General features: G+C 62.0%; 17 protein-coding genes. 10 read left to right on the forward strand and 7 right to left on the reverse strand.

All coding sequences use genetic code 11. The annotated features are described in order from the left end of the window. Positions 1-14: 14 nt before the first annotated feature. The 3 genes from ACT53S_RS04370 to purD all read right to left on the reverse strand — a co-directional run bounded on the left by ACT53S_RS04370 (position 15) and on the right by purD (position 3,950). Complete coding sequence (locus ACT53S_RS04370) at positions 15-1,835, reverse strand: methyl-accepting chemotaxis protein (RefSeq protein ID WP_476066045.1); 1,821 nt, start codon at positions 1,833-1,835, stop codon at positions 15-17. Between the two features lie 275 nt (positions 1,836-2,110). Continuing rightward, positions 2,111-2,563: a plant virulence effector HPE1-like domain-containing protein gene (locus ACT53S_RS04375; RefSeq protein ID WP_476066046.1), complete on the reverse strand. Its 453-nt coding sequence runs from the start codon at positions 2,561-2,563 to the stop codon at positions 2,111-2,113. Between the two features lie 115 nt (positions 2,564-2,678). Next, a complete protein-coding gene (gene purD, locus ACT53S_RS04380; RefSeq protein ID WP_476066047.1) occupies positions 2,679-3,950 on the reverse strand; it encodes a phosphoribosylamine--glycine ligase in 1,272 nt (423 codons plus the stop codon). Positions 3,951-4,093: 143 nt separating this feature from the next. Here purD and ACT53S_RS04385 point away from each other — a divergent pair, with 143 nt between their 5' ends. Both ACT53S_RS04385 and ACT53S_RS04390 read left to right on the forward strand, forming a co-directional pair. Continuing rightward, the gene (locus ACT53S_RS04385; RefSeq protein WP_476066048.1) at positions 4,094-4,504 is read left to right on the forward strand and encodes a hypothetical protein; all 411 of its coding nucleotides are present in this window, start codon (positions 4,094-4,096) and stop codon (positions 4,502-4,504) included. Between the two features lie 89 nt (positions 4,505-4,593). Beyond that, on the forward strand, positions 4,594-6,912 hold the full coding sequence (locus ACT53S_RS04390) for a Tex family protein (RefSeq protein ID WP_476066049.1): 2,319 nt from the start codon (positions 4,594-4,596) through the stop codon (positions 6,910-6,912). 89 nt (positions 6,913-7,001) lie between these two features. On the opposite strand, the gene ACT53S_RS04395 is transcribed toward ACT53S_RS04390, so the two are convergent. Next, entirely contained in the window at positions 7,002-7,322 is a 321-nt protein-coding gene (locus tag ACT53S_RS04395; RefSeq protein WP_476066634.1) for a TraR/DksA family transcriptional regulator, read from the reverse strand. A 30-nt stretch (positions 7,323-7,352) separates the two neighbouring features. Then, positions 7,353-7,763, reverse strand: a complete 411-nt coding sequence (locus ACT53S_RS04400) for a universal stress protein (protein ID WP_113376093.1) — start codon at positions 7,761-7,763, stop codon at positions 7,353-7,355. A gap of 215 nt (positions 7,764-7,978) precedes the next feature. Between ACT53S_RS04400 and ACT53S_RS04405 the strand changes: the two genes are divergently transcribed. The 6 genes from ACT53S_RS04405 to ACT53S_RS04430 all read left to right on the forward strand — a co-directional run bounded on the left by ACT53S_RS04405 (position 7,979) and on the right by ACT53S_RS04430 (position 12,977). Beyond that, on the forward strand, positions 7,979-8,863 hold the full coding sequence (locus ACT53S_RS04405) for a VOC family protein (RefSeq protein WP_476066050.1): 885 nt from the start codon (positions 7,979-7,981) through the stop codon (positions 8,861-8,863). Between the two features lie 151 nt (positions 8,864-9,014). Next, the gene (locus ACT53S_RS04410) at positions 9,015-10,085 is read left to right on the forward strand and encodes an AI-2E family transporter (RefSeq protein WP_476066635.1); all 1,071 of its coding nucleotides are present in this window, start codon (positions 9,015-9,017) and stop codon (positions 10,083-10,085) included. A gap of 94 nt (positions 10,086-10,179) precedes the next feature. Next, positions 10,180-11,040: a metallophosphoesterase gene (locus tag ACT53S_RS04415; protein WP_476066051.1), complete on the forward strand. Its 861-nt coding sequence runs from the start codon at positions 10,180-10,182 to the stop codon at positions 11,038-11,040. Between the two features lie 193 nt (positions 11,041-11,233). Next, positions 11,234-11,680: a c-type cytochrome gene (locus tag ACT53S_RS04420; protein WP_476066052.1), complete on the forward strand. Its 447-nt coding sequence runs from the start codon at positions 11,234-11,236 to the stop codon at positions 11,678-11,680. A 76-nt stretch (positions 11,681-11,756) separates the two neighbouring features. Beyond that, positions 11,757-12,674, forward strand: coding sequence for a c-type cytochrome (locus tag ACT53S_RS04425; RefSeq protein ID WP_476066053.1), 918 nt, complete (start codon positions 11,757-11,759; stop codon positions 12,672-12,674). 78 nt (positions 12,675-12,752) lie between these two features. Next, complete coding sequence (locus tag ACT53S_RS04430; protein ID WP_062275898.1) at positions 12,753-12,977, forward strand: hypothetical protein; 225 nt, start codon at positions 12,753-12,755, stop codon at positions 12,975-12,977. A gap of 24 nt (positions 12,978-13,001) precedes the next feature. Here ACT53S_RS04430 and ACT53S_RS04435 read toward each other — a convergent pair whose 3' ends face one another. Together ACT53S_RS04435 and ACT53S_RS04440 are read right to left on the reverse strand one after the other, a co-directional pair. Further along, on the reverse strand, positions 13,002-13,571 hold the full coding sequence (locus ACT53S_RS04435) for a DJ-1/PfpI family protein (protein WP_476066054.1): 570 nt from the start codon (positions 13,569-13,571) through the stop codon (positions 13,002-13,004). Positions 13,572-13,603: 32 nt separating this feature from the next. Next, positions 13,604-14,092 (reverse strand): GNAT family N-acetyltransferase, encoded by a 489-nt coding sequence (locus ACT53S_RS04440; protein ID WP_142070422.1) that lies wholly within the window; start codon positions 14,090-14,092, stop codon positions 13,604-13,606. A gap of 257 nt (positions 14,093-14,349) precedes the next feature. On the opposite strand from ACT53S_RS04440, the gene ACT53S_RS04445 reads away from it, so the two are divergent. Both ACT53S_RS04445 and ACT53S_RS04450 read left to right on the forward strand, forming a co-directional pair. Next, positions 14,350-14,688: a toxin-antitoxin system TumE family protein gene (locus ACT53S_RS04445; RefSeq protein WP_476066055.1), complete on the forward strand. Its 339-nt coding sequence runs from the start codon at positions 14,350-14,352 to the stop codon at positions 14,686-14,688. Beyond that, positions 14,630-14,989 carry an HVO_A0114 family putative DNA-binding protein gene (locus tag ACT53S_RS04450; RefSeq protein WP_476066056.1) on the forward strand — a complete coding sequence of 120 codons (360 nt, stop codon included), beginning with the start codon at positions 14,630-14,632 and terminating at the stop codon, positions 14,987-14,989. The genes ACT53S_RS04445 and ACT53S_RS04450 overlap by 59 nt, the downstream gene beginning before the upstream one ends. The last annotated feature ends 4 nt before the right edge of the window (positions 14,990-14,993 follow it).

Consider the following 14,993-nt stretch of genomic DNA (forward strand, 5'->3'; position numbering starts at 1 on the left):
GGAATACAGTAGCCTCAGCTCGCCATGCGATACTGCTGCTGGCTGGCACCCGCCTGGCTCGTCTTGAAGCTGCGGATCAGGTTCAGCAGGTCGCCGGTGTCGTTGGCGAGAACCTCGGCAGACGCCGTGGTTTCCTCGGCCATGGCGGCGTTCTGCTGGGTCGCCTGGTCCAGCTGGTTCATGGCAGACGAGATGGAGCGCAGGGTCGTATCCTGCTCCTGGGCGCTGTGCGAGATCTTGGAGACGATATCGTTGGCGCTGGCGATCTGGTCCGAGATGCGTTTCAGGGCTTCACCCGTCTGACCGACCAGCTGCACACCCTGTTCGACCTGGGCGGAAGAACGGGCGATCTGATCCTTGATCTCCTTGGCAGCCGCAGCCGAGCGCTGGGCAAGCTCGCGCACTTCCTGGGCGACGACGGCAAAGCCCTTGCCGCTTTCACCAGCACGCGCCGCCTCGACGCCAGCATTCAGCGCCAGCAGGTTGGTCTGGAAGGCGATCTCGTCGATCACACCGATGATCTTGGTGATTTCCGCCGACGACTGCTCAATGCCGCTCATCGCATTGATGGCGCGGTTGACGATCTCGTCGCTCTGGCGAGCCTCCGCGCTGACCGAGCCGACACGGCTGGCAGCTTCACGCGCGCCCTCTGCCGTGTGGCGCACGGCGACGGTCAATTCGTCCAGAGCCGCCGACGTTTCTTCGAGATTGGCGGCCTGCCGCTCCGTCCGTTGTGCGAGTTCACCGGAGGCGCGACGAATTTCTTCCTTCGATACGGCGATATCGTTCCCCTTCAGATTGACGCGAGCCATCGCTTCCTCGAGGCGCGCAAGCGCGTCGTTGAAATTGTCGCGCAGCGCGACGTATTTCGGGCCGAGGTCGGCGCAACGGACGGTCAGGTCGCCGCCGGCAAGCTTTTCCAGCGACTGGCCGATGGTGGAAACCACATGCGCCTGCTGGCGGGCCTCGGCGACCTGCGCTTCGGCATTCTGGCTGCGCTCGCTATCCAGTTCCCGCTGCTGTTCTTCCTGGCGGGCCGCCAGAGCGTGACGTTCGCGAACCTTTTCCTGCAGGCTCTGGGTTGCCTTTGCCATCATGCCGACTTCATTCCCCATATCGGTATGCGGAATGGCGATCGTCACATTCTCGTCGGCCACCGCCTCCAGGGCGTCGTGAATGGCGTTCAGCGGTCGCGTGATGCCACGGACCACGGCATAGGCGGCCAGCAGCGCGAGGACAAAGATACCGACAGAGATGCTGACGGTCTTGATGACGCTGGCCCGGACTTCCGCCTTCAGGTCGTCCGTGTAGAGACCCGTGACGATCACGATCTTCCAGGGTTCAAAAGCCTTGCCGTAAGATGCCTTCGGATAGGTGCGGTCTTCCGGATCCTTGCCGGGCTTTGGTCCGATGAACTCCACGAAACCGCCGCCGGCCTGGCCGAGGCGCACCAGTTCGTCGCGATAGGCGAAGCCGTTCGCGTCGGCTTTGCCCTTGTTGCTCTTGCCCACGTCTTTCGAGGTCGGGTGGAAGACCATGACGACGTCATAGTCGTAGCCGAAGAAATAGCCGTCCGGCTCGAATTTCATCTTGTTGAGCAGCGCATAGGCACGGGTCTTCGCTTCATCGACCGTGAATTCGCCGGCGACGGCGCGATCGTTGAAGTCCTTGAGGATCGATAGGGCCGTCTCTACCTGGGTGCGCAACAATTCGTAGCGCTGCTGGTAGATTGTGGCGGTGGACGAGCGCACCTCAAAATAGGTCGCAGCGGCGAACGCCGTAAAGAGACCGCCAATCAGGAGGAAGAGTTGAAGGGAGATCCGGAGATTTTTCATGGCGAAACAAGCTTTCGTCGAACCGAACTGGTCAGCTGATGTCAGGGGATGGGGGGCGCATCGGCACATCATGTCCGACGGGGACTGTCAGCCTCCACCCTCATCGCGAAAGGTTGAAATCGCTTTAAGTTGCTCCGAATATTCGGCTGCAATAACTTACCCGCAAAAACTTAGGGTAAAACGACATAACGCCCGGGACTGGACCGGGCGCTACATCCGTGTGTCACCACGATGTGCCGCAGAACATGGATCGTAGGGCTCTGCGGGAAGTAAAATTAATTGAGACGAAGCTCGAAGCTTGCCTGATTGATCGGCGCAGGGGCCGCCGCTCCCGGCACCTGTGCAACGGCTGCCGTCGTCGCCTCAAGATCAACGCCGTCAGAGGCAGGCGCAGCGGCGACGATGACGGAGCCATTGGTGGCCCAGCCGTCTGAGGAGGTCATGAAGACGACCGGCGAACCACCGAGCCAGCTTTCAACCCGCTTCAGTTTCTTTTTTCCGTCGACATCGATGACTTCGGCCGATTGGGCACCCGGCGCCACATCGGGGACGACATACTGCCCCTTCAGACTACGTGGGGCTGGCGGCGGGCAATCCGCACAGGTGACCTGCACGATGCTCGAGCCATCTGCTGTGAAGGAACTGGCGAGTTCGATGGAGGAGGCAAAGCCCGGCGTGGCCCAGGCAGATGCGGCAAGGATCATGGATGTCAGAACGAAGCGGCGCATGATGTCTTATCCCCGATTGTTGGGAAGACGATAGCGAAGCTTTCTTTCGATCCGGTCAGGAGCTTTGATAAAATTTGAACGAAAAGGTGGAATTTCGCTCGAAACCCTCTGGCTCTCAGGGTTTTTCGCGCGAAATGGCCCGCCAGCCGATGTCGCGACGGCAGAAACCGTTCGCCCAGTCGACCGCGTCGACCAGTCGATAGGCTTCCGCCTGGGCCTTTCCAACCGTCGCACCGCGCGCCGTCGCGTTCAGCACGCGCCCGCCGGTTGCCACCAGCTGGCCATCCTTGAGGGCAGTGCCGGCATGGAAGACCTTCGCGCCGTCACCGGCCTGAGGAAGCGCGGCAATCGGCGTCGCCTTGTCGTAAGCGCCGGGGTAACCCTTCGAGGCCAGCACCACGGTCAGTGCCGGGTCGTCGCTCCACTCCGCTGAAACCTGGTCCAGCGTGCCGGTGGCGGCGGCGTAAAGGATCGGCAGCAGATCGCTCTTCAGCCGCATCATCAGAACCTGGCATTCCGGATCGCCAAAGCGGACATTGTATTCGATGAGTTCCGGACCCTTCTGCGTGATCATCAGCCCGGCGAAGAACACGCCCTGGAAGGGATGCCCCATCTCCGCCATGCCGCGCATGGTCGGCTCGATGATCTCCTTCATCGTGCGCTCTACCATCTCAGGCGTCATGACCGGTGCCGGTGAATAGGCGCCCATGCCGCCGGTATTCGGGCCGGTATCGCCGTCGCCGACGCGCTTGTGGTCCTGGGCGGTGGCAAGCGGCAGCAGCGACTTGCCGTCGGACAGGCAGAAGAAGCTCGCCTCCTCACCATCGAGAAAGGCCTCGACCACGACTTCCGCACCGGCCGCCCCAAAGGCGCCCTCGAAGCAATCATCAATAGCGGCGAGTGCCTCATCCAGCGTCATCGCAACCGTCACACCCTTGCCGGCGGCAAGTCCGTCAGCCTTAATGACGATCGGCGCGCCCTGTTCGCGCGCATAGGCCTTGGCCTTCGGCGCGTTGTTGAAACGCTGATAGGCGCCGGTCGGAATGTTGAAGCGGGCGCAGACATCCTTGGTGAAACCCTTCGAGCCTTCGAGCTGGGCCGCGGCCGCAGACGGCCCGAAGACCGCGATACCGGCCTCACGCAGACGGTCGGCGATACCCGCGACCAGCGGTGCTTCCGGCCCGACGACAACGAAGTCTATGCCCATGTCCTTGCAGAAGGCGACGACAGCTGCGTGATCATCCGTGTCGAGAGTAACAAGCTCCGCCTCTTCGGCGATGCCGGGATTGCCGGGCGCGGCATAGAGCTTGGTGAGATCAGGCGACTGGGCGATCTTCCAGGCCAGCGCATGCTCGCGTCCACCCGATCCGATCAACAAAACCTTCATCGCCAGCCTCCGTGCCACAAGGGAATGCCCGGCGGTTAAGGGGGAAGGGGGCAAAGGTCAAGGTAGTGGGACCTCTTACTTTGCGGTTTGCATGGTTGTATGATCGCGCAATGCGTCCAAGGCGTGTTCTTGTGGAGGGCAAGATGAAGAAATGGACTTTGACGGAGGCGTTTGCGGAATTCGGCGTCGTCAGGAAAAATCCGCGATGGAGCTGGTCTGCGGTCAGTGCTGATGGAAAGACGGTTGTGCTCACGATATGGGACGATCACCTCGATCGATCATCGGATCCGCCAATTTATGACACGCTCGATTGGCCGCCGGAGACTTGGCAGTCTTCTCACAGCAATAATGAGCGGCTTTCGCATCTGAAGATAGCGCGAGACAATTGTGATGGTCTCTTCCGCGTGGTGATCACGGTGGCCAAGGATGTAAACAGCCGCCCCCGGAAAATTGTCGGATGCTACCCGCAGAAAGACCTAGTCATGCGGCTCGTTGCTCTCCAAGAAAGCACTGGGCGCTTTCGTGCGGTCGGCATTGCTCCGAAGACGAACTAGGCCGCTTTCCTGTGAGTCGCTCTCGGTAAACGTTGCCTTGCCGCATTCGCCCGCTATGGTCCGCGTCCAAACGACAAGACGGAAGACCCATGGCCGACGACATCAAGAGCATTGCTGCCCTCATTGCCACCGAGATCAACGCCCGTCCCGAGCAGGTGACGGCGGCTGTCGGCCTGCTCGATGAAGGCGCGACGGTCCCCTTCATCGCCCGTTACCGCAAGGAAGTGACCGGCGGTCTTGATGATACCCAGCTGCGCAATCTCGCCGAACGGCTGATCTATTTGCGCGAGCTTGCCGCCCGTCGCAAATCGATCTTCGAAAGCATCGACGGCCAGGGCAAGATGACCGACGATCTCGCCCGCAAGATCGCCTCGGTAACGACCAAGGCCGAGCTCGAAGACCTCTATCTGCCCTACAAGCCGAAGCGCCGAACCCGCGCCGAGATCGCCCGCGAGAAGGGGCTGCAGCCGCTCGCCGATGCGATCCTCGCCGACCGCACGAGCGACCCGCAGCAGCTCGCAGCCGGTTACATCACCGAAGACGTGCCGGACGTGAAGACGGCGCTCGAAGGCGCGCGCGACATCATCGCCGAGCAGATCTCGGAAAATGCCGATCTCATCGGCCGCCTGCGCAACGACATGAAGGATCGCGCGATCCTCTATTCGAAGCTCGTCGACGGCAAGGCCGAGGCCGGCGCCAAGTTCGCCGATTACTTCGACCATTCCGAACGCTGGGCAACGGTCCCCGGCCACCGGGCGCTTGCGATGCTGCGTGGCTGGAACGAGGAATTCCTGTCGCTGTCGATCGAAGTCGACCGCGATGACACGGCCCCGGTGAAGCCGAGCCAGCGCATGATCGCCGCCGCCTATCAGGTTGCCGGCAAAGGCCCCGCCGACCAGTGGCTGCTCGAAGTCGCCGGCTGGACCTGGCGCGTCAAGCTTTCCGTATCCCTCTCGCTCGACCTGATGCGCGAACTGCGCGAGCGGGCCGAGGAAGAAGCGATCCACGTTTTCGCCCGCAATCTGAAGGATCTGCTGCTCGCAGCCCCCGCCGGCTCGCGCCCCACCATGGGCCTCGACCCGGGCATCCGCACCGGCGTCAAGGTCGCGGTCGTCGATGGCACCGGCAAGGTGGTGGAAACGACGACCGTCTATCCTTTCCCGCCGAAGAACGACATCCGCGGCACGCAGGCGGAGCTCGCCTCGCTCATCCGCAAGCACAAGGTTGAGCTGATTTCGATCGGCAATGGCACGGGCAGCCGCGAGACGGAAAAGCTGGTGGCCGACATGCTCGCCCAGTTCCCGTCGACCGCGCCAAAGCCGACCAAGGTCATCGTCTCGGAAGCCGGCGCCTCGGTCTATTCCGCCTCGGAAACCGCCGCCAAGGAATTCCCCAATCTCGACGTCTCGCTCCGCGGCGCCGTCTCGATTGCGCGACGCCTGCAGGATCCGCTGGCCGAACTCGTCAAAATCGAGCCGAAGTCGATCGGCGTCGGCCAGTACCAGCATGACGTCGACCAGGGCCGGCTTGGCCGCTCGCTGGATGCCGTTGTCGAAGATGCGGTGAATGCCGTCGGCGTCGACCTCAACACGGCATCCGCCCCGCTGCTCGCCCGCGTTTCCGGTCTCGGCAAGACGACGGCGGAAGCCATTGTCGCCCATCGCGATGCTACCGGCGCCTTCGAAAGCCGCAAGGATCTCTTGAAAGTTCCGCGTCTCGGCGCCCGAACGTTTGAGCAATGCGCCGGCTTCCTGCGCATCCCCAATGGCAAGGAGCCGCTCGATGCCTCCTCGGTGCATCCGGAAGCCTATGGCGTGGCCAAGAAGATCGTCGCCGCCTGCGGCCGCGACCTGCGCTCGCTGATGGGCGATAGCGCGACGCTGAAGAGCCTCGACCCCAAGCGCTTCATCGACGAGCAGTTCGGTCTGCCGACGGTCAAGGACATCCTCGCCGAACTCGAAAAGCCCGGCCGTGACCCGCGCCCGTCCTTCAAGACCGCGACTTTCGCCGAAGGCGTGGAGGAGATCACCGATCTCAAGGTCGGCATGACGCTCGAAGGCACCGTCACCAATGTCGCCGCCTTCGGCGCCTTCGTCGATATCGGCGTGCATCAGGATGGCCTCGTCCACGTCTCCCAGCTCGCCGATCGTTTCGTCAAGGATCCGCATGAAGTGGTGAAGGCCGGCGATGTCGTGAAGGTCCGCGTCGTCGAGGTCGACGTCAAGCGCAAGCGTATCGCGCTCACCATGCGCAAGGATGGCGGCGAGGCGCAACAGCCCTCGATGCGTGGCGATGCGCGCGGCAATGCCAATGCGATGAAGCATTCCAACGCCCGCCCGCCGAAGCCGGAGCAGCCCGCTATGGGCGGTCTCGGTGCGGCGCTTGCCGAGGCCATGCGCAAGAAGTAGCCGGACGTCCTCCGATCAGGCGTCAGAAAGAAAGACGGGCCGGAACTCGCGTCCCGACCCGTCACCTCGCCCCTCGTAGGCAAACAAGTTCAATGCGCCGCCGCGCAAGCCTGGCAGAAAGGCGTATGCGGCACCGCCTTCAACCGCTCGATTGCGATCGGCTCGCCACATTTGACACAGGTCCCAAAGGTTCCGGCATGGATCCGGTCGAGAGCAGCGTCGATGCCGCGTAGCTCTCCTTCTCCAACCTGACCGAATTCTTCGAGCACTTCGTCATTCTCGCTTTCCACCGCCCGTTCACCACTGTCGGCGCTCTTCAGTCGCCCGAGATCGCTATCGATTTTCTGAAGCCAGCTCTCGATTTCCGCCTTGCGGGTTTTGAGGATGCTTTCGAAATGGGCCGTGTCCATGCCTTGTACGGGCTGTTCCATCAGGGCACCTCAGCGATCGACGAGTACGGAGATCTTCGAGTGGCGAACCACCCGATCAGCCGTGGCGCCGATGAAGTAGTTGGAGAGATCGGGCACGTGCGAACCGACGATGACCAGATCCGCCCCGTGTTCTTCGGCGGAAGCCAGGATTTCGCGAGCCGGGGCGCCGGAGCGGATTTCGACGCGCGCACTCAGCGCCGCCTTCTCCTTCAGTCCGACCAGCTTGCCCTTGGCATCCTGGATCGCGCCTTCGATGAGATCGACGGGCACGTCGATCGCGAGATAGCCGGGAATGTCCTCGACCACGCTGAGCAGGATGATTTCACCGCCGTCATCCAGCAACGAACCGGCCTTGGCCAGAATCTTCTCGCCTTTGTCGAGCGCGGCGGGATCGACGGGTACGACGATCTTCTTGTACATCTTGCTCTCCATTTTTGCCCCTCAAGGGGTGTTTCCTCTTTATGCCGAGATCATGCGTCCGGCGCGCTTGGCTCGCATTGATCAGGATCAAGGCTGATCGGGATTGCTCGTCAACGATTATCGAACGAGCTATCGAAGGATCGGCATCTACTGTGAACGACGATCCTCATCCATATTGGAGGCAAGGCAGGATCGTGCCACCAGGAGACAGTTCAATGACCGAAGCCGTTGCACCCACCACCGAAAGCTTTGCCCTTAGCCGTCCCGTGCATGTCGGACAGGCCCATCTCGTCGTTGTCGATCTCAATCTGCTCGGCCGTTATTACCAGCAGGTGCTTGGCCTGGAGCAGCTGGAGGCGAGCGCCAGTGGCACCGTGCTGGGCGCTGGCGGCAAGCCATTGCTGACCCTCACCACTCGGGGCGATGCCGCCCGCGCGCCGCGCAATGCCGCCGGGCTGTTCCACAATGCCTTCCTCATGCCGAACCGTCAGGAACTGGCCCACTGGCTGGCGCACGCCGCGCATATGGGCGTTCAGTTCGACGGTGCGAGCGACCATCTGGTCAGCGAAGCAATCTATCTGACGGATCCGGAAGGCAACGGCATCGAGGTCTATCGCGACCGCCGTCCAGATGAGTGGCGCTACAATCCCGATGGCACGGTGCAAATGGCGACCGATCGGCTCGACCTGCAGGCGCTCTATGACAGCGCGCCGAAGACCGCCTGGGCCGGCATGGCCCCGGATGCTGCCATCGGTCACATTCATCTCCAGGTTGGCAATGTGCCCGAGGCGGATCGCTTCTACGAAGGCATTCTCGGTCTGAAGAAGATGGCGAGCTATCCCGGTGCCAGCTTCTTCGCCTCCGGCGCCTATCACCACCATGTCGCTGCCAATGTCTGGAACAGCCGCAACGCGACCGCTCGTCGCGGCGCCATGACGGGTCTCAATGACTATGCCCTGACGTTTAACGATCAGGACATGCTCGCGCGGATCCTGACAACGCTGGATGCTCAGGAGATCAAGGTCGACCGTACGGCGGATGGTTATCGCCTGCTCGATCCCTGGGGCATCGGCATCACCCTGGTCCCAGGCCACGCATGATCCCGTCCTAGCGGCGGTGGAGATATCCGGACGTTTCCTGGCGGCGGAACGAAATCGTTCCATCCGCGTTGTTCCAGGTCTCGACGGGATCCCTCGCCATGAAAAAGCAAGACATGCAGGCTGCTGCGGCCGCAAGGAGCGGCTCGTGAATATGCAACTGCAACAGAAGCAAAGCGCATCACGGCGGGTCCGGTTCCACAAGACGGGGCTCGATTACACCGTATCCTGGTCCGTGATCGGACTTTTCACCATCTTCGCTCTGATCGCGCTCCATCTTGCAGCCTTCGTGCTGATCCCGCTGACGATGGCCATCGTCGTCGGTCTGATCCTGGGCTTGGCGGCAGACCGATTGGGCAAACTCGGCATTTCGGCGATGCTGACCGCCGTCATCCTGACCTCGCTTTTCGTGGGCATACTCGGCTTGCTCGCCGTGACCATAGCAGGTCCGGTAAACATGCTGGTCGCAAACGGTCCGAAGATGATCGAGCGTGCGATCGAGTACCTCGAAAGCATTTCCTGGCTCAAACGCCCGATGGACGCATTGTCGCGCGGGCCGGTCTCGCCCGAGGCGATGCTGGAGAACTCCGGGACGATCCTGTCAACGCTGGCAACCGGTGTCACGCCGGCCCTGCTGCAGATCTTCATTTTCATGGTTGCTCTGGTGCTGTTTCTGGCGTCGCGACTGGCTCTGCGCCGGGCCCTCATCCGCGCCTTCTCCCATCGCGATCGCCGCCTGAAGGCAATCCGGATGCTGAACGAGGTCGAAGCGGCACTGGGCCATTATTTTGCGACGGCGGTCCTGGTCTACGCCCTGTTCGGCGTGGTGGCCGGCTTGATTGCCTGGGCGGGCGGGCTTGGTAGTCCGTTGCTTTGGGCCGTTGCCGCCTTCCTGCTCAGCTTCATCCCTTTCCTGGGCATTGCCTCGGTGACCCTCGCCATGGCCGTTGCAGGGCTGCTCGCCCATGAATCCCTGGTCATCGGTCTTCTTCCGGCGATTGTTTTCTTCGCCGTGGACGGTCTGCTGGAGAACCTCCTTATCCCCGCCGCCATGGGCCGCCGTCTCGAGATGAACGCCTTCCTGCTGTTTATCGCGATCGTGTTCTGGACCTGGCTCTGGGGTGCCGTCGGTGCCATGCTCGCTGTGCCGCTCACCTTGATCGGAATGACGCTTTTCGGCGGCCTCATCCCGCCATCGAAACTTCAACCCAATCTTCCGGGATGAGTTTGCCCCGCCTCCACCGTCATGCGAACGTCACAGCCTCCGGTTAGACGGGCCAGCGTTCCGGAACGTTTCCGGCGCGAAGAAAGGGCTCGTCATGCGGCAGGAACAACCACGTCTGCGCCTCGGCATCATCGCCGATCCGCAATATGCAGATCGTGGACCGGATCTGGATCTCAACCGCTATTTTTCTGAAGTGCCGGCGCGCCTGGAACAGGCGATCGCCCATTTCGAGCTCTTGCCGCTTGACGCCATCGTTGTGCTGGGCGACCTCATCGATCGTGGGTTCGAAAATTTTACGACCGTGCTCGGCCATCTGAAACGCAGCCGTCATCCGCTGCTTCTTCTGCCGGGCAATCACGATTTCCTCGTATCCGCAGAGCATCTCTCAAGCATCCATGCCACCCTTGGCATGCCGGCGCCGTATTACGAACACCGGATCAACGGCGTGCGGCTGATCATTACCGATGGAAACGAGATCTCCCTGTTTTCCACCCCGTCTGGCCATCCACACCACGTGGAGGCGCAGGCACGGCTTGCGGAGATGAAGGCAAAGGGAGCTCCCAATGCCCAGGACTGGAACGCTGGCATCAGCGCCACCCAGGAAAGCTGGATCCGCGAGCGGTTGGCCGATGCAGAGGCCGAAGGTGCACCCGTCCTGCTGTTCGGCCATTATCCCGTCCATCCGCCCTCCGATCACAATCTCTGGGATGGCGAGCGGCTGGCCGATCTGATCGCTTCCAGCCGGTCCTCCGTTGCCTATCTCTGCGGCCACCAGCATGCGGGAAACTATGCGATTTTGGGCAAGACCCACTTCGTCAACTTCTGCGGCATGGTCGACACGCCTGACAGCAATGCCTTTGCCGTTCTTTCGCTTTTCGAAGACAGGATCGAGATCGAAGGTTTTGGCCGCGAACCGATCCGCAGTTTGCCGTGGGTCTGTCCGTCGGCACTCTGATGCCGTGCAGGGCCAGGCCGCCTGCCATTCTCCTGACATACTCCTGTCAGCGATTTGTCAGTTTTTCCAGAATGTTGCGCTGGAGGGGCCGTCTCACTCCATTGTGATTTCTGTCTTCGCCCTGCACGCGGCAAACATCGGCGGTCACGTCATTTGCCCGGTGTGCGGGCCGACATTCAGGGAGAGCAGCTTCATGAAATCCAAAATCGTCCTGTCCGCCGTTATCGCGATCTGTCTTGGCACCACCGCCGCCATTGCGGCGGGCGAACCCCAGACGGTCCGTCAGGAATTGATGAAGAAGGCCGGAGGATCGGCCGGCGCGCTCGGCGCAATCGCCAAGGGCGAGAAGCCTTATGATGCCGAAGCCGTGAAGGCGGCGCTGACGACTCTGGCCGAGGTTGGCAAGACGTTCCCGGACCATTTCCCTGCCGGCAGCGAAACCGGTCTCGACACGGAAGCCAGCCCGAAGATCTGGGAAAACATGGATGACTTCAAGGCGAAGTCGGCCAAGCTCGCTTCTGTCGCCGAAGCCCAACTGGCTGCGGTGCCGGCCGATCAAGCGGCCGTTGGCGCTGCTCTGCAGGCAATTGGCGCCACCTGCGGCGACTGTCACCAGAGCTACCGTCTGAAGAAGAACTGATCCCTCTCGGTCGGGTGCTCTCGCCGGCGCCCGACCTTTCGGACGTATAGGGTCCACCATTGATGAAGGGGGCCGCATGGCATCCAAATGGCTGAAAGGTTTCGCCGGCGTCGCCATCGTGGGGGCGACCGGTTTCGGTGTGTTTCTCTGGATCACGGCACCCCAGAGGCAGGACCCGTCCGTGTGGGCCAATCTCGGAGATCCGGACCTCGCGCATGGCCGGGAGGTGTTTTTCGCCGGGGGCTGCGCCAGTTGCCATGCGCCAGCGGGATCTGAAGGAGACGCGCGTCTCATCCTCTCGGGCGGCGCGCCGATCAAGAGCAATTTCGGCACGTTCCATGCCCCCAATATTTCGAGCGATCCAAATGCCGGTATCGGTGGCTGGACGCTTGCACAGTTCGGCGACGCCATGACCCGAGGTGTGGGCCGCAATGGCGAACATCTCTACCCATCCTTTCCCTACGGCTCCTATTCCCGCATGACGCCGAAGGACATCAACGACCTCTTCGGTTTCCTCAAGACGGTCCCGGCGAGCGACAAGGTTGCGCCGGCTCACGAACTCGGTTTCCCCTTCGACCAGCGCCTCGCCATTGGCGGCTGGAAGTTTCTCTATTTCAACGCGGCACCGCGGGTGAAACTGGCAGATGCTTCCGACATGGTGAAGCGGGGGCAATACCTCGTCGAGGGACCGGGCCATTGCGGCGAGTGCCATACGCCGCGCGATGCGCTGGGTGGCTTCAAGCCGGGTGAGTGGCTGGCCGGCGGACCGAACCCGGAAGGCGAGGGCACGATCCCGAACATCACGCCCGGTTCGAAGAGCATCGGTTCCTGGAGTGCCGGCGACATCGCGGCCTATCTCGAGACGGGCTTCACCCCCGATTTCGATAGTGTCGGGGGCACCATGGTCGAGGTGCAGAAGAACATGGCGCAGCTACCCGCCTCCGATCGCGAAGCGATCGCCGCCTATCTGAAGGCCATCCCCGCAGTCCCGTAAACCGGGGCCTCGGCATGGCCAGCATCGCGCAAGGCTCATTCGCCATCCTGGCTACCTCGAAATGCCTTCGGAGGGGCCATGAGCATTGAACGCCGGCGGATGGAGAGTGCGCTACGCTCGCTGCTCGACAACTACCCTGATCCCGCCTTGCATCAATGGGTGGACCAGACGGTCCGCGCGTTCGAAAAACGGCTTTCGGCAATCGTCGATCCGCGCGAGCGTGATCACGCCCAGCAGGCCGCCCTCATCCTGATCAAGACGACGCTGCAGAAGTGGTCGGAGAACCCGCCGGTCCGTCACTGATTTTGGGCAACCGAGCCAGTATCGTCACCCGCGATGCTCGGCGGCAAAGGTCGAGAGCTCGGCCTCGGCCTCTGGCCCGTACAGATCAAGCGCTTTCAGAACCTCGATCGCGAACGTATCCGGAGCCGACCCGGCAGCCGTGACGATGCCGCCGTCTCGCACGGCCGGTGCCTGGTCCCGGTAATGCGCTGCACCTTGATAGCCCGGATATCGCTGATGCGAGGCGAGCGCGTTGCCGGTATGCGCGACATCGTTCAGCACGCCGGTCGCGGCAAGCGCGCTGGCAGCAGCACAGATCCCGCCCAGGACTTTCCCCTTGTCACGAAATGCGGTCGCAAGCTTCGTGAAATCGTATGCGACGCCTTTTTCCCAGGCATAGCCGCCGGGGATGACCAGCGCGTCGAACGTGTCGGCGTCGATTTCGCGGTAGCCGATATCCGGCGTCACCTTCAGCCCACCCATCGAGATGACGGGTGCGCCGTCCGGCGAGGCGGTGACGACATCGCAGTCGAGGTAATAGCGGGCAGCCGCCATGAGGAGCGCTGGCTCCCAGTCGGCGAAGTCGTTCTGCAGGGCAATGGCAATACGGGTCATCACTGTTCTCCGTTCAGACTGAGAGCAAGGGATCAGTTCAACGCATGCAGGTAGCGCATCCCAGTCACCGGGCGCGGCACGAAGTCCATGTTTTCGTAGAAGCGGTGTGCCGCGACATTGCCGGTGGCGGCCGAGACCGACAGGAAGTCGCATCCGGCATGGCGGGCGATCTCGCGGGCCCGATCGACCAGGTGCTGGCCGATGCCGTTTCCGCGCTGGCCGTCGCGCACGAAGAGATGGTGCAGATCCATGCCTCGCTTGCCTTCCTGCGCCCTGTAGAGCGGCACGAGGATGGCGTATCCAATGAGGCCCTCGCCGTCGTCGGCGACCAGCGCCTGGATCCAAGGCATGGGGCCGAACAGGTCGCGTTCCAGCTTTTCCGGCGTCATCGCGGAGGCATCGCCGTGATGCTGGGCCAGCGCCGCGATCATGGCGTTCAGCTCCGGTAGGTCGCGGGGCTTTGCGTGTCGGATGGCGATCACGGGCGGGCGGGGCAGGGTGATATCAGTGTCTTCGGTCATTTCGCTTTCCCTTTGCTTCTTCTACGCCGTCAGGGGGAAAGTCGTCCGGAAAACAACAAGGCCGCCTGACGGCGGCCTGTTGACAACATGATCTTGTCGGGCCGCCGGTTACCGGTAGGCCCAAAAATACGTGCAGGTGATGCTTGCGCGAATGTCGATCATGGCGCGTGTGATGCGCCTGTTTTGATCGGATGTCAACGGGATCTTTGCTGTGACGCGCTGATGGAGTATACTCCATCAGAAGGCGCGGGGCAAAGATGGCCAGAGCAACGTTGATCCGTCGGATGCGCAATTTTGTGCGCGACAGCGTTTTCGTGGAAATCGTGATTTGGCATGTCCCAGTTGCCGTGCGCGGTAGCCTCCATGAAGTCAAATACAGCCTTGCCCTTGTGGCAGATGGCGTGTGCGTTCTGAGGTACGACAATGAGGCAGGCAAAGGCGACCACAGGCATGTCGGAGCGATTGAAGCGCCCTACGCTTTCACCAGCATAACTGCTTTGACTGCAGACTTTCTCATGGATGTGGAGGAATGGTTGAATGGCAACGCTGAAGGTGAAGATCGAAAGTCTGGAGCGGACGATGGCGGCCGCGGCTGAAGCCATGAAGGCAGCCGGCAGTCAAACGGGATTTCAAGGCGAGTCCAGCCTCAGTTTTCCGTCCTGGGAAACGCTGCATCGGGTCCTGACGCCCAAGCGGCTGGAGATCGTCAAGGTTATGACGGGGCAGGGGGTTTTGACGATGCGGGAGGTCGCGCGGCGTGTGGGCCGCGACTTCAAGGCCGTCCACGCCGATCTCGACACCCTTGTGAAGAGCGGTGTCATCGACAGGGCCGATGGCGGCGTTGTTTTTCCCTATGATCGGATCCATTTCGAGTACGAGATCGAGTCGGCCGCGTGAGCGA

The sequence above is a fragment of the Allorhizobium sp. DMC15 genome (assembly GCF_056314065.1).